The organism is Bradyrhizobium sp. YR681, from assembly GCF_000282615.1.
Taxonomy (GTDB): domain Bacteria; phylum Pseudomonadota; class Alphaproteobacteria; order Rhizobiales; family Xanthobacteraceae; genus Bradyrhizobium.
The window spans coordinates 1-13,430 of sequence record NZ_AKIY01000107.1 but is presented as its reverse complement, the minus strand read 5'-3'; the positions used below and the strand labels follow the sequence as shown (position 1 = coordinate 13,430).

Below are 13,430 nucleotides of genomic sequence, written 5' to 3'. Positions count from 1 at the left end.
GCTGGTGGCCGCCGCAACAAGCGCGCCGGCGATGCTGATGCCGATGCCGGCAAGCCACCATTCAGGCTGAAGCGTGAGCTGCCCCGGGATCTGGGCGCCATAGAGCCCGCGCAGCGAAGCCGCGACGTCGGGGAGCAGTGCAGCCGCGATGAAATAGCCGCAGACCAGCCCGATCAGTCCTGCGACCAGCGCCAGCGCCACCAGCTCGATCACCAGCACCGTGTTGACCAGCCGCGCCGAGGCGCCACAGGCCCGCAAGGTCCGCAGCATCGGCAGCCGCTGCTCGAAGGCAAGGCCCACGGCCGAATTGACGATGAAGAGGCCGACGAAGAACGACAGCAGGCCGAACGCGGTGAGGTTGAGATGGAAGCTGTCGGTGAGGCGCTCCAGCTCGGTCTCCGCAGTCGGCTCGACCCGCTGCAGCTGATCGCCGACAACGCTTTGAAGCGGCGCAGGCTTGCCCTTCGGCTTGCCGATCAGCAGGCGGGACACCTGGTCCGGCTTGTTCAGCAGAAGCTGCGCCACGCCGATATCGACCACCAGCACGCCGGGCACGAGCTGCGGCAGCACGCGCAGCGGCGGCAGCTTTGCGCCGCTGCTGATCGGCGGCGCAGCGCCTTCCTGCTCCTGCAAATCGGTCAGCGTCTCCCGCGCCACCAGCGTCTGGCCGGGCGGCGCGACAAAGCTGCTCAAATCCGAGGCACCGAGGCGCGGGGCGTTGCCGACATCCGCCGGCATCGTCACCGGCTCGATCCCGAGCAGCCGCACCGACCGGCCGTTCACCTGGACGCGACCCTCCAGCACCGGCGAGACCGGCCAGCCGGCGCGGCGGAGCTTTACGAACAGGTCCTGCGAAAAAGTCGCGGCATCAGGCGCAGCCAGCATCGCCGTGCGCGCGCCGCCAAAGGTCGCCGCGGCGCGGTCATAGGCGCTGCGGGCCTGCTGGTTGATCGCCTGTACGCCGCTCCACAGCGCGGTTGCCGCGATCAGCCCGATCAGGAGCGTCGCGAACTGCATCCTGTGCCGCCGCCAATGGCTCAGGAGCACCGCGAGCACCCACAGCGCGCGCCTCATGCGATCCGCCCCGCATGCAAGGTGAGATGCCGGTCGAGCGTGCCGGCCAGATGCAGGCTGTGCGTCACCATCAGGAAGCCGCAGCCGGTGCGCGCGACGAGGTCGCGCGTCAGCGCCAGCACGTCCTCGGCGGTGGCTTCATCGAGATTGCCGGTCGGCTCGTCCGCGAGCAGCAACGACGGTTTCGTCGCCAGCGCCCGGCCGATTGCGACCCGTTGCTGCTGGCCGCCCGATAATTGCTCTGGATAACGCTTCAGCAGGTCGCCGAGCCCGAGCCGCTCGGTCAGCTCCTTGGACCAGGCCGCATCATGCCGGCCGGCGATCCGCGCCTGGAAGACCAGATTGTCCGCGACCGACAGGCTGGGGATCAGGTTGAACTGCTGGAACACGAGGCCGATCCGGTCACGGCGCAAGCCAGCGCGCCCCGCGTCGGAGAGTTTGGTGACCTCAGTGTCCCCCAGCCGGATCGATCCGCCGTCGGCAGCATCGAGCCCCGCGATCAGGTGCAGCAGCGTGCTCTTGCCGCTGCCGGATTCACCGGTCAGCGCGACGCGTTCGCCAGCCCGGAGGTCGAGGTCGACGCCGCGCAGCACATGGACCGGCTCGCCGGCCGAGGCAAAGGTTTTCGAGAGGGTTCGGATATTTAGCAAGACTCAATCGCGCCACACGGAATTAACGGAAATGCTGCGTAGCACACTTACTGCGGAAATGCCGGGGTTGCGTTGGCTCCGAAGCCGTTGTTAGCTGCCGGGACGGCCAAATCAAAAAAGTGCCGACAAGAAGACATACGGGGAGAATGATGAGCGCTCAGGGAACGCCGTCCGCAGCGGCTACGACGGCAGGGATCAAGGCAACGCCAAAGGGCGCCTGGACCGTTACTTTTCTCCTCTTTCTCTTCATGGTCGTGAATTTTGCGGACAAGATCGTCGTCGGTCTCGCCGGCGTGCCGATCATGACCGACATGAAGCTCGACGCCGAGCAATTCGGGCTGCTGGGCTCCTCGTTCTTCTTTCTGTTCTCGATCTCTGCGATCGTGGTCGGCTTCATCGTCAACAAGGTGCCGACGCGCTGGGTGCTGCTGACCTTGGCGGTGATCTGGGCGCTGGCGCAGTTCCCGATGGTCGGCACGGTCTCCTTCACCACGCTGCTGATCTGCCGCATCGTGCTCGGGGCGGGCGAAGGCCCGGCCTTCTCGGTCGCCGCGCACGCGATCTACAAATGGTTCCCCGACGAGAAGCGCACGCTGCCGACCGCGATCCTGTCACAGGGCTCGGCCTTCGGCGTCATCCTCGCCGTTCCCGCGCTGAACTGGGTCATCGTCAACCACTCCTGGCACTACGCCTTCGGTGCGCTCGGAATCGTCGGCCTGATGTGGGTTTGCGCCTGGCTGACCTTCGGCAAGGAAGGCCCGCTCGAGGACACCCAGACTCTCGCTGCCAATGAGCCGAAAATCCCCTACATCCAGCTCCTGACCTCGCGCACCTTCCTCGGCTGCGTGATCGCGACCTTCGGCGCCTATTGGGCGCTGTCGCTCGGCCTCACCTGGTTCACGCCGTTCATCGTCAAGGGCCTCGGCTTCTCGCAGAGCCAGGCCGGCTTCGTCTCGATCCTGCCCTGGGTGTTCGGCGCGACAATCGTCATCCTCACGGGCTGGATCTCGCAGGTCATGATGGCGCGGGGCTACACCACGCGCATCTCGCGCGGCGTGCTCGGCTCGGTGCCGCTGATCCTCGGCGGCCTGATCCTGGCCACGATGCCGCATGTCACGGGCGCGGGCCTCCAGATCGCGGCCCTCGTCGTCGGCTCCGGTCTCTGCGGCGCGATCTACGTGGTCTGCCCGCCCATGCTCGGCGAGTTTACGCCGGCCTCGCAGCGCGGCGCGGTCATCGCGATCTACGGCGCGCTCTACACGCTCTCGGGCATCATTGCCCCGAACGTGATGGGCACCGTGATCCAGCGCGCCGGCAACATGGTCGACGGCTACCTGACCGGCTTCACCATCAACGCGGTGGTGATGGTCGGCTCCGGCGTCATCGGCCTGCTGCTGCTGTGGCCGAACACGGAGAAGGCCAGGCTGAGCCGCGGCGCGGCTCCGCAGGGAGCGCCGCTGAAGGGCGCGGTGTCGCCGACGTAAGGGGGCGCTACCAACCCCAACGACAGCTGTCGTCCCGGGGCGCGCGAAGCGCGAGCCCGGGACCCATAACCCCAGGGAGCGGTTTGTGGCGAAGCTGGCAACTCCGAGTCTTCGCAAAACGATTGCTGCGGCGTATGGGTCCCCGCCTGCGCGGGGACGACAGCAGGGATGAGGCGCGGCCTTCGCGCCTCTCCCAACTCGCTCAATGCATCCCCTGCGCGCCCCGGATCAACTTCCCCGGCCGCCGTCCCGTCGCCCCGCCGTGCCGTCGCGTCACCACGCCCGACACGATCGTTGCCTCATAGCCGTCGACATCCTGCAACAGCCGCCGCCCGCCCACGGGCAGATCGTAATGCACCTTCGGCGGATGCAGATGCAGGCGGTCATAGTCGATCACGTTGACGTCCGCCTTGTAGCCGGGCGCGATCAGCCCGCGATCGGTGAGACCGACCGACAGCGCGGTCTTGCGCGACTGCGCGGCGACCACGAACGGGATCGTCAGCTTCTCGCCGCGGGTGCGGTCACGCGTCCAGTGCGTCAGCAGATAGGTCGGGAAGCTCGCATCGCAGATGATGCCGCAATGCGCGCCGCCGTCGGACAGGCCCGGCACCGATTGCGGGTCGATCAGCATCTCGCGCGTCGCGTCGAGATTGCCGTCGGCATAGTTGAGGAAGGGCACGTAGAGCATGCCCTTGCCGTCGTCCGACAGCATCGCGTCATAAGCGAGCTCTTCCGGCTGGCGGCCCTGCCTGCGCGCCTGCGGGCCCAGCGCGTTTTCCGGCGGCTGCTCGTAGTCGGGGGGATCGCCGAGCAGGAACATCTTGTCGTAATTGGGCCGGAAGAACAGCGGATCGTCCGTCGCGGTCGCCGTCTCGGAAAGGATCGCCTTGCGCACATCGCTTTGGTGCAGCCGCGCCAGCCGCTCTTTCAGCGGCAGATGCGCGATGGCCTTGTAGCTCGGATGGGTCTGGAACGGATTGCGCGACAGCTCCAGTCCGAGCAGCAGGCCGACGGGGCGCGCCGCGATCTGCGCTGTGATGGAGAGGCCGCGCTTCGCAGCCGCATTGATCTCGCCCAGCGTTTGGCGCCAGCGGTCTGGCGCCTTGTCGTTCTGCGTGATCGAGAACGAGATCGGGCACTTCGTGCTGTCTGCCACCCGCAGCATCATCGGCAGATCTTCGTGGAGCGTGGAGAGATCCAGCACGAATTGCAGCACGCTGCGGCCCTGACTGTGCATCGCCCCGGCAATCGCGGTGAGTTCGTCCTCGCCCGCCTTCAGCGTCGGCGTGTAATCGCCGGTCGAGGTGCGGTGGTTGAGCGTGCGCGAGGTCGAGAAGCCGAGCGCGCCTGAGCGCACCGCCTCGCCCGCGAGCTTGGCCATCGCGGCGTTGTCCTCGGCCGTCGAGGGATCGCGGCGCGCGCCGCGCTCGCCCATGACATAGACCCGCAGCGCCGCATGCGGCAGCTGCGCGCCGACATCGATGTCGAAGTCACGCTTCGACAGCCAGTTCATGTAGTCCGGAAAGCTCTCCCACGCCCATGGAATGCCGGCGCTCAACACAGGCTCGGGAATGTCCTCGACGCCTTCCATCAGCTGGATCAAGCGGGTGTGGTCGGCGGGCTTGCATGGTGCAAAGCCGACGCCGCAATTGCCCATGATCGCGGTGGTGACGCCGTTCTGCGAGGACGGCGTGATGTCCTGGCTCCAGGTGACCTGGCCGTCGTAATGGGTGTGAACGTCGACGAAGCCCGGCGTCACGAGTTTTCCGCGCGCGTCGATTTCCTCGGCGCCCTTGGCGGAAACTTTTCCGACCTCGCTGATCCTGCCGCCGGTGATGGCGACGTCAGCCTCGAACAGCTCGCCGCCGCTTCCGTCCGCGACAGTGCCGCCGCGGATCACGAGATCAGGGGTGCTCATGGTGTTTCTTCCCGCTTTGTTGTTTTGCTTTTCTCTATCCGTCGTCCCGGACAAGCGCAGCGAAGCGGAGCGCAGATCCGGGACCCATAACCACAGGGAGACGTTTGGCGAAGAGCCGGAGTGACCAGTCTTGCGCTACGACTCCTCCCTGGGGTTATGGGTCCCCGCGTTCGCGGGGACGACAGTTGAATTCGTAGTGATACCGACGGCTCAAGCCTTGGCCGGCTTCCGCTCCGTGAACGGCGACAGCACCACGGTGGCCAGCATGAAGATCACGGAGGCGCCGAACACCCAGTGCGGCGCGCTCTGGTCCATGATCCAGCCGAACAGCAGCGGTGAGACAATGCCGCCGAGATTGAAGCCGGTCGAGACGATGCCGAAGGCGCGCCCCGCGGCGCCCGCAGGCGCGGCGTTGCGAACCAGCATGTCGCGCGAGGGCGCGATCACGCCGGAGAGGAAGCCTGCGGTCGCCATCGTGGCGGTGAGCGCCCAGCCCGGCAACGTCACCAGCGCGATCAGCAGCACGATCATCGCGTTCGCGGCGAAGCAGGCCGCGGCGACATAGCCGTGGCGCTCGGTGTGGTCGGCGAGGAATCCGCCCGCGAGCACGCCCGCGGCGCTGCAGCCGAGGAACGCCGTCAGTGCGACGTTGGCGATCGAATAGGACGTGCCGTAGCCGCTCATCAGCGCCACCACGCCGAAGTTGTTGATGCCGGCGACCGACAGGCTGAGCAGCATGAACAGCGCGGTCAGCGTGATCAGCGCCGGCGTGATCACGGCCTGCTTCGGCGCGTTGGCGTTGCCCGGCTTTGTCTTGTGCGCGCCCGCCTCGGGGATGCTCATGGCCAGCAACAGCAGCGCCACCAGAATGGCGATCGCACCCGATGCGATCAGCGCACCAACGCCGCCCGACACCGTGACCAGCGCGGCCACGATCGCCGGCGTCACCGCGCCGCCGAGATAGCCGGCAAAGGTGTGGATCGAGAACGCGCGGCCCATCCGCGCCTCGTCCATGTGCTCGGCCAGGATGGCGTAATCGGCGGGGTGATAGACGCTGTTGGCGAGCCCGAGCAGCACGGCGCAGGCGATCAGCGAGGCGTAGCTCAGATGCAGGCCGAGCAGGATCAGCGCGCAGCCACCGAGCGTGAGCCCGACCAGCAGAATCTTCCGCGCGCCAAAATGGTCGACGAGATAACCGGTCGGCGCCTGGGTCAGGCCCGACACGACGGCCAGCGTGGTCAGCGAGAAGCCGAGTTCGACATAGCCGACGCCGAGCTTGTCCTTCAGGAACGGAAACAGCATCGGCAGGACCAGCAGATGGAAATGGCTGACCCAATGCGCGATCGAGATTCCGGTCAGCGTGCGCAGCGCGCTGTCCGCCTTGCCTTGTTGCGGTGCGGCGAGAACGTCGACCATTGCGGCAGTTTCACTCCCTGAGGGAGCGCAAACTATCGGGGAGAGCGGTTATTTGTCCATGAACGCAGGCGCATGGCAGCTAGTGCGGGTGAGGCCTCCATCTCCGCTGTCGCCCCTCACAACGGCTCGTCATCCGGACCGTAGCGGTCGCGCTTCGGCGTCGCCATGTCGCCGTCCTCGTAATCATCGTCGTCGGGATCGTGCGGCGGCGGAGGCTTTTTTGCCTTGTCGTCCACCTTTTGGGGCGGCGCGCTCGGCTTGGCGGTCTTGGCCATGGTTGTTCCCGGATGGTGATGCGTCATCCGACCCTATCCGGAAAATATGTGGGCAGCCTGACTTATCTCAAGGGCCGCGGCAATGAACGTCAGCCGTGCACCACCGGCCCGCCCGCCTTCTTCCAGGCATCGATGCCGCCGGCGATATGAGCGGTGTTGGACAATCCCGCTTCCTTGGCGGCCGCAACCGCCATCGCCGAGCGTTCGCCGAAGGCACAGAAGAACACGACACGGCGCCCCGTGGCGGCCGCAACCTCGCGCAGCATGCCGCCGGGCTTGAGGCTCTCCTCGACGGAGGGATAGGGCGTGTGCAGCGCGCCTTCGAGCATGCCGTGCTTCATCCGCTCATTGCTCTCGCGCAGATCCACCAGCAGCATGTCGGGCCGGCCGAGCGAGCGGATCGCCTCGACCGCGCTGAGCGCACGGCCCTCTTTCTCCAGCTCTTCCTGATGCAGGCCGACATGCATGTTGGCCGGCACCGCCACGTCCATCATCTTCGGATTGGGCAGCTTCAGGTTCGCCATCAGCTCGATATATTCGTCGACCGAGCGCACCTGGAGCCGCGGATTGTAGCGCTTCTCCTCGCCGATGGTGGAGACGGTGTCGCCCTTGTAGTCATGCGCGGGGAACACCATCGTCTCATCCGGCAGCTTCAGGAGGCGGTTGAAGATCGACTCGTACTGGGCGCGCGACGAGCCGTTCTGGAAATCGGTGCGGCCGGTGCCGCGGATCAGCAACGTGTCGCCGGTGAAGACGCGGTCGCCCATCAGGTAGGAATAGGAATCGTCGGTGTGGCCGGGCGTGTACATCACGTCGAGCGACAGGCCCTCGATCGTCACCTTGTCGCCGTCGGCGACCCGCATCGCCACCACGTCGGCCTTGGTCTGGTCGCCCATCACGGTCATGCAATGGGTGCGGTCGCGCAGCTCGCCGAGCCCGGTGACGTGGTCGGCGTGCAGATGCGTGTCGACCGCCTTGACCAGCTTGAGGTCGAGCTCGCGCAGCAATTGGCAATAGCGGTCAACCTTCTCCAATACGGGATCAAGGATCAGCGCCTCGCCGCCGGGGCGGCTGGCGAGGACGTAGCTGTAGGTGCCCGAAACACTGTCGAAGAGCTGGCGGAAGATCATGGCAAGACCCGGCGTGGAACTGGTTTCGAGGATTCTACTACGGCCGGGACCATAAAGAGAAGCAATCCACTGCAGGAACAAGAAAATTTAGAAGATTTTTATTGCGCGTGAGGGGATTGGGCGGTTCGGCCAATGGCGGTCCCGCAAAGCCGGTGTCGTCCCCGCGAAGGCGGGGACCCATAACCCCAGGGAGTAGTTCCGGGCGAAACGGGTAACTCCGAGTCTTCGCCAAACCGCTCCCTGTGGTTATGGGTCCCGGATCAGCGCTCCGCTTCGCTACGCTTGTCCGGGACGACAGCGGAGAGGGCCGCCCCCTATCCCGCAATGCCCGGATTGTCCTCGACGCCCTTCAGCGTGACTCCGGTCCCCAGCCGCTCCTGGAACATCCGGCCGGAGCGCAGATATTTGCCGACGACGTCCCACACCGGTGCGCCCTGCTGGCCGTTGACCGAGGCCCAGCCCGCGACCTTGTAGCGATGGCCGGCGCTGATGGACTTGCCGCCATTGAGCTTCACGTCGGAGATGCGGTTGCCGATCGCGCCCGTCGGCGTGCAGGTGTAGCTGAGGCCGCCCGCGCGCACCATGTCGCCGCCCTGCTGGTAATAGGGGTCGGCGTTGAAGAGATTGTCGCAGATGTCTTCCAGCACGTCCTTGATCTGCGCGCCGGTCATCTCCTGCACATAGGTCTCGGGATAGCTGATCGCGGTTTCCGCGAGCACGTCCTCCATGGTCAGCGCCTGGCCGGGCAGTGCGGTGACGCCCCAGCGGAAGCCGGGCGACAGCGCGATCTCGGCGTCGAGCTCGGTGCGGAGCGCGGTGCAGATCAGCTCGTCAATGGGACCTGAGAAGTTGCCGCGGCGATACAGCAGGCGGTCCGGCGTTGCGATCTTCTCCGACCAGTCGGCGACAACAGGCGCGCGCAGCCGGCCGATCAGCTCGGCCATGGCAGGATCGGGCTTGAGCAGCTCGGAATAGACCGGCAGCAGATGATATTTGACGCCGCTCACCTTGCCCCGGTCGAGCGCAAGGTCGAGCACGGCCAGAAATTTTCCGTTGGAGCCGGCATTGGTGACGAGCGTGGTGCCGCCGGCGTTCTTCACGGCAATCGGCTGCGGCACGGCGTCATGGGTGTGGCCGCCGAGGATGACGTCGATGCCGGTGACGCGGCTGGCAAGCTTGAGGTCGACATCCATGCCGTTGTGCGACAGCAGGACCACGGCATCGACCTTGTCGGTGCCGCGCAAGGAATCGACATGCTTCTGGAGCTCTTCCTCGCGGATGCCAAAAGTCCAGTCCGGCGTGAAGCGCTTCGGATGCGCGATCGGCACGTAAGGGAAGGCCTGGCCGACGATGGCGACGCGATGGCCGCCGATCTCCTTGATCACGGAGGGCTTGAACACGCGCCCGCTCGCTCTGTCGAAGGCGCGGGCGTCGTTGAATGCGGCCTCCTCGGTCAGGAAGACGTTCTGCGCCAGGAACTCGCCCTTGAAGCGCTCGAGATTGTCGCGCAGCGCCTGCTCGCCATAGGTGAATTCCCAATGCCCGGTCATCGCCTCGATGCCGAGCAGATTGGCGACCTCGACCATGTCGCGGCCCTGCGTGACGTTGGCAAGGCCGGTGCCCTGCCAGAGGTCGCCGCCGTCGACGAGCATGGAATCCCGCTCGCCGACATCGCCGCGCAGGCGGTCGACCAGCGTCTTCAGATGGGCAAAGCCGCCGAGCTTGCCGAAACGGCCAGCGGACTTCTCGAACTCGAAGCAGGTGAAGGCATAGGCATCGGCGCTGTCGGGCCGGATGCCGAACCGTTCGAGAAAGGCGCGGCCGACCAGATGCGGCGGTCGCCCCATCATCTCGCCGATGCCGATATTGACGCTGGGCTCGCGGAAATAGACCGGGTTGAGCTGCGCATGCGTATCGGTGATGTGCAGGATCCGCGCATTGCCGAAGCGTTCGAGGTCGTAAATGCTCGCGGTCTCGGCGCCACGCGCGAGCCGGGGCAGACTGAGCGATGCGACGGCAACGCCTGCACTCTTCAGCAAATCACGGCGGCGGATCGCCATCCCAGATTCTCCGCGCCTATTCTTGGCAGTTCGACGGTTCCACAAGGCTTCAGCTTAGCGGATTTCCATCGCCTTCCAGGCTTCTTTTTCAGAATTGGCCTGGACAATCGACGCCTTCGCCAGCGCCTCGGCCTCTTTCGAAGCCGCAACCGCGCGATCGAAATCGCCGCCATCGGCGGCCTTCCTGGCGGCCGCCAGCGCAGATATTGTCACGGTCCATTGGTTGCGCATGCCGGCTGCCTCCTTGGAGGCGGCTTCGGCGGCGGCATAGGCCGCCTTGTAATCCGCCTCGTTTGCCGCGCGCGCCGCTGGCGCGAAGCTCAAGGCCAGCAGCATGGCGAGAGGAAGTGACAGCTTCATGGCCGCGCTCCCGGTCCCGAAATCGGCAGGCCGTTGGCGACGTAGGAGAGGAAATATTCGACGTCGCGATATTCATCCGCCTGCGGCTCCAGCGGAACCGCGCGGGTCTGGCTGTTGCAGGTGACGAAGCGGCGGCTGGTGGTGCCCATGCCGCTCCATTCGGAGCGGTAGATCGGCATCGCGTTCAGGATGCCGAGCGCCGGCGCCAGGATCTCGGCGCGGATGCGCTCACCCGGGCTCTGCACATGGCAGCTGGCGCAGGAGAAATTCAGCTGGCCGCGGCGGGTGTAGAAATAGCGCTTGCCGTTCTCGAACGCCGCGAGCGCGCGCGGGTCGTCGGGAATCCTGATGTCCATCGGCTTGCCGCGCGAGGTGAAGGCCATGTAGGCGGTCAGCGAGGCCATCTCGTCCTTGACGTAGGAGTAGGGCGCTTCGCCATTGGCCTCGCGGCAGCGGTTGAGCGCGAGCTCCAGCGTGACGACCTTGCCTTCCTTCTCGTCGAAATAAGGATAGTTCTGGCGGATGCCGATGCCGCCGTTCGGGAAGCAGTCGGCATAGGTCTTGCCGTTCTTGAACGGGGTCGCGAACATCTCCTTGCCGGCGTCGAGCGCGAACTCGTAAGGCGGGAATTCTTCCTTCTCCTGCCACTGCCGCTTCATGTCCGCGTTCATCGAATACGGGCCGTTGACGAAATCCTCGTGCTTCACGTCAGGAAATTTCTGGAAGAAGAAATTCCGGAACGCCTTTGCGTCCGCAACGGGATCGACCTTGTCCGCGGCGACCACGCGCGGCGAGGTGAGCGCGAACGCGACGAGCGCGGCGCTGAGCGAGCCAAGCAGGAGCGCGGAGCGAGGCTTCATCACGCGATCTTCGCGGTGATCGTATCCGACCCGCCCTTGTTGTCGGTCCAGGAGATCTTGAGCTCGTCGCCCTTCTTGGCGCCCTTGAAGCTGAACTTCACATAGGGGTCCTTGGAAACGGCCGTGCCCCAATCGGCGACGAACACGTCCTTGCCGTTGCATTCGAACTTCAGCTGCTGGATGAAATGCGCAGGGATCGCCTCGCCTTTGGCGTCCTTGACCAGACCGGTGTCCATGGGGTGCTGGATCAGCGTCTGCACCTCGGTGATGTCGCCGTTGGCGGTGGCGCGTACGCGAATGCTGGATGCCATGTCTATTCTCCTAGCCGCCGCAGCCGCCGACGGTGACTTTGACCTCTTTCGTCGCGCTGTAGAGCTTGCCGTCGGCCTCGACGATCGCGGTCACATTGGTGGTCTTGGCCATCTTCAGCCGGTTGGCGATAGCAGGCAGCGTTCCCTCCGGAATCCTGTAGCTCGCCGCCAGCGCGTTCGGGTTTTCGGCCACGAAGAACGAGATCGAGGTCACCTTGTCGAGCGTCACCGTCACCGAGATCGGCACCACGCCGCCGTTCTCGGCGATCTCCGGCGCATCCAGCTTGATCTTGTCGGATGGCTCGGCGGTCCTGCCGTAGAGCGCCTTGATCGCGTCCGCTTCGTTCTTCAGCTTGAACGCCTCTTCCGGATATTTGTCATTGGCCGCGGCGAGCGCCGGCGCGGCTGCGAACGGCAGATTGCCGAGGCCGAGCAGTGCGACCGAGGCCGCGCCCTGAAGAATCAGGCGCCGCGTCGGGTGAGGGCCGGTGGTCGTGGTCATCAAAAGTCTCCTGGACAATCTTTTGGACAGTCTCTCGGCGTGCCTGAAGTCACAGGGTTTGCAGGAAATCGACGATCGCGCTGATCTCCTGCTCGGTCAAAATCCTGTTGCGGCCGAACGGCGGCATCATGGTCTGCGGATTGCGCTTGGTCTCGTCGAAGATGATGGCGACCAGCTCGTTGCGATCAGGGTATTTTGATTTGATGTCCTTCAGCTCCGGGCCGATCGTACCGGGCAGGTCGCCGCCCTTGATGACATGGCAGGTCAGGCAATTGCCCTTGCCGCGGTCGAAGGCGAGTTTCTGGCCCTCGGTCACGGCGGATTGTGCCCGTGCCGGGCTCATGGCCATGCCGGTGAGGGCGGCCAGCGCGAGGAGCAGGGCGGGTTTGCGCAGAAGAGCGGTCAAGGCAACGTTCCGAGGCGTTATATCGATGGTCGTGTTCGCGGAAATATAGTGTTCCAAAGCACAAAGGGCATGCGCTGACAATCGACACTATGCAGGGCGCAAAATGGCGTTAATATCTTCCGCATTGCAACCGAAGAGATAGATCGTTCATCGGCCGGGTTTAACCGGCATTTGTTCGGGGCGTTTGGTCCTTGCTTGCGTTTTGGTCTGCTCTCTCATTTCCCGGGGACGTCAATTGGCTGACTATGTCGTTGAATTTGGCAGGGACGGCGGGCGCGTCGAGCCCGATGGCCGTCTCGATGCGCCGGCCTTTCATCGCAACCACGAGCCGCTCTGGGCGGCCCTGGAGAAGCATCTTGCCGGCGTGACCGGTAACGTGGTCGAGGTCGGCAGCGGAACCGGCCAGCACGTGGTCCATTTCGCGCGGCATACGCCCGGCCTGATCTGGTGGCCGAGCGACCTCAACCAGCGGCATGTCAAGAGCATCGAGGCCTGGCGCGTCCATTCGGGCCTGCAAAACATCCGCTCGCCGCTGCGGATCGATCTCACCGATCCCGACTGGTGTCCGGAGATGCGAAGCCGGCAGGCGCCGACCAACCTTGCCGCCGTGTTCTGCGCCAACGTCATCCATATCGCGCCCTGGAACGTGGCCGAAGGCCTGTTCGCCGGCGCCGACCGCTATCTGCGCGCCGACGGCAAGCTGTTCCTCTACGGCCCGTTCAAGCGCGACGGCAAGCACACCGCGCTCAGCAACGCCGTGTTCGACACCTCCTTGCGCGACGGCAATCCCGAATGGGGCGTGCGTGACATCGGCGACGTCGAAAAGCTCGCGCTCGGCGCGGGCCTTGCCCTCGTCGACACGATCGAGATGCCCGCAAACAATCTCACGCTGGTGTTTTCACGCTAAGCCACGATGGCAGTGCGCTCCCTCCCCCGCTTGCGGGGGAGGCTCAACAACGGGACAATCCCCTGGAGGAGAAAGCC

Annotated in this window: 14 protein-coding genes; 2 read left to right on the top strand and 12 right to left on the bottom strand. The window is 65.3% G+C overall.

Features of this window, described 5'->3' with window-relative positions; translation table 11 throughout:
* Together PMI42_RS11055 and PMI42_RS11050 are read right to left on the bottom strand one after the other, a co-directional pair.
* Positions 1-1,074: ABC transporter permease (locus PMI42_RS11055; RefSeq protein WP_008133665.1), on the bottom strand; the 1,074-nt coding region annotated here is incomplete at its 3' end.
* Complete coding sequence (locus PMI42_RS11050; protein WP_008133662.1) at positions 1,071-1,724, bottom strand: ABC transporter ATP-binding protein; 654 nt, start codon at positions 1,722-1,724, stop codon at positions 1,071-1,073. The genes PMI42_RS11050 and PMI42_RS11055, both read right to left, overlap by 4 nt.
* 149 nt (positions 1,725-1,873) lie before the next feature.
* On the opposite strand from PMI42_RS11050, the gene PMI42_RS11045 reads away from it, so the two are divergent.
* Entirely contained in the window at positions 1,874-3,208 is a 1,335-nt protein-coding gene (locus tag PMI42_RS11045; protein WP_008133659.1) for an MFS transporter, read from the top strand.
* A 202-nt stretch (positions 3,209-3,410) separates the two neighbouring features.
* On the opposite strand, the gene PMI42_RS11040 is transcribed toward PMI42_RS11045, so the two are convergent.
* The 10 genes from PMI42_RS11040 to soxX form a co-directional block, all read right to left on the bottom strand.
* On the bottom strand, positions 3,411-5,126 hold the full coding sequence (locus tag PMI42_RS11040; protein ID WP_008133657.1) for an N-acyl-D-amino-acid deacylase family protein: 1,716 nt from the start codon (positions 5,124-5,126) through the stop codon (positions 3,411-3,413).
* Between the two features lie 210 nt (positions 5,127-5,336).
* Positions 5,337-6,542: an MFS transporter gene (locus tag PMI42_RS11035; RefSeq protein WP_008133655.1), complete on the bottom strand. Its 1,206-nt coding sequence runs from the start codon at positions 6,540-6,542 to the stop codon at positions 5,337-5,339.
* Between the two features lie 116 nt (positions 6,543-6,658).
* Positions 6,659-6,817, bottom strand: a complete 159-nt coding sequence (locus PMI42_RS40010) for a hypothetical protein (RefSeq protein WP_008133653.1) — start codon at positions 6,815-6,817, stop codon at positions 6,659-6,661.
* Positions 6,818-6,906: 89 nt separating this feature from the next.
* Positions 6,907-7,947, bottom strand: a complete 1,041-nt coding sequence (locus tag PMI42_RS11030) for an MBL fold metallo-hydrolase (protein ID WP_008133650.1) — start codon at positions 7,945-7,947, stop codon at positions 6,907-6,909.
* A gap of 314 nt (positions 7,948-8,261) precedes the next feature.
* On the bottom strand, positions 8,262-10,007 hold the full coding sequence (gene soxB / locus PMI42_RS11025) for a thiosulfohydrolase SoxB (protein ID WP_008133648.1): 1,746 nt from the start codon (positions 10,005-10,007) through the stop codon (positions 8,262-8,264).
* Between the two features lie 54 nt (positions 10,008-10,061).
* On the bottom strand, positions 10,062-10,367 hold the full coding sequence (locus PMI42_RS11020; RefSeq protein WP_008133646.1) for a hypothetical protein: 306 nt from the start codon (positions 10,365-10,367) through the stop codon (positions 10,062-10,064).
* A complete protein-coding gene (gene soxA / locus PMI42_RS11015; protein ID WP_008133644.1) occupies positions 10,364-11,227 on the bottom strand; it encodes a sulfur oxidation c-type cytochrome SoxA in 864 nt (287 codons plus the stop codon). The genes PMI42_RS11020 and soxA overlap by 4 nt, the downstream gene beginning before the upstream one ends.
* Positions 11,227-11,538, bottom strand: coding sequence for a thiosulfate oxidation carrier complex protein SoxZ (gene soxZ, locus PMI42_RS11010; RefSeq protein WP_008133643.1), 312 nt, complete (start codon positions 11,536-11,538; stop codon positions 11,227-11,229). The genes soxA and soxZ overlap by 1 nt, the downstream gene beginning before the upstream one ends.
* 10 nt (positions 11,539-11,548) lie before the next feature.
* Complete coding sequence (gene soxY / locus PMI42_RS11005; RefSeq protein ID WP_008133641.1) at positions 11,549-12,040, bottom strand: thiosulfate oxidation carrier protein SoxY; 492 nt, start codon at positions 12,038-12,040, stop codon at positions 11,549-11,551.
* Positions 12,041-12,089: 49 nt separating this feature from the next.
* Entirely contained in the window at positions 12,090-12,446 is a 357-nt protein-coding gene (gene soxX / locus PMI42_RS11000) for a sulfur oxidation c-type cytochrome SoxX (protein ID WP_008133638.1), read from the bottom strand.
* Between the two features lie 235 nt (positions 12,447-12,681).
* Here soxX and PMI42_RS10995 point away from each other — a divergent pair, with 235 nt between their 5' ends.
* Positions 12,682-13,353, top strand: coding sequence for a DUF938 domain-containing protein (locus tag PMI42_RS10995; protein ID WP_008133637.1), 672 nt, complete (start codon positions 12,682-12,684; stop codon positions 13,351-13,353).
* Positions 13,354-13,430: the final 77 nt, after the last annotated feature.

Coding starts and splice junctions, on each gene's coding strand:
- PMI42_RS11045 (WP_008133659.1), top strand. CDS start 1,874: ATGAGCGCTCAGGGAACGCCGTCCGCAGCGGCTACGACGGCAGGGATC.
- PMI42_RS11040 (WP_008133657.1), bottom strand. CDS start 5,126: ATGAGCACCCCTGATCTCGTGATCCGCGGCGGCACTGTCGCGGACGGA.
- PMI42_RS11035 (WP_008133655.1), bottom strand. CDS start 6,542: ATGGTCGACGTTCTCGCCGCACCGCAACAAGGCAAGGCGGACAGCGCG.
- PMI42_RS40010 (WP_008133653.1), bottom strand. CDS start 6,817: ATGGCCAAGACCGCCAAGCCGAGCGCGCCGCCCCAAAAGGTGGACGAC.
- PMI42_RS11030 (WP_008133650.1), bottom strand. CDS start 7,947: ATGATCTTCCGCCAGCTCTTCGACAGTGTTTCGGGCACCTACAGCTAC.
- soxB (WP_008133648.1), bottom strand. CDS start 10,007: ATGGCGATCCGCCGCCGTGATTTGCTGAAGAGTGCAGGCGTTGCCGTC.
- PMI42_RS11020 (WP_008133646.1), bottom strand. CDS start 10,367: ATGAAGCTGTCACTTCCTCTCGCCATGCTGCTGGCCTTGAGCTTCGCG.
- soxA (WP_008133644.1), bottom strand. CDS start 11,227: ATGAAGCCTCGCTCCGCGCTCCTGCTTGGCTCGCTCAGCGCCGCGCTC.
- soxZ (WP_008133643.1), bottom strand. CDS start 11,538: ATGGCATCCAGCATTCGCGTACGCGCCACCGCCAACGGCGACATCACC.
- soxY (WP_008133641.1), bottom strand. CDS start 12,040: ATGACCACGACCACCGGCCCTCACCCGACGCGGCGCCTGATTCTTCAG.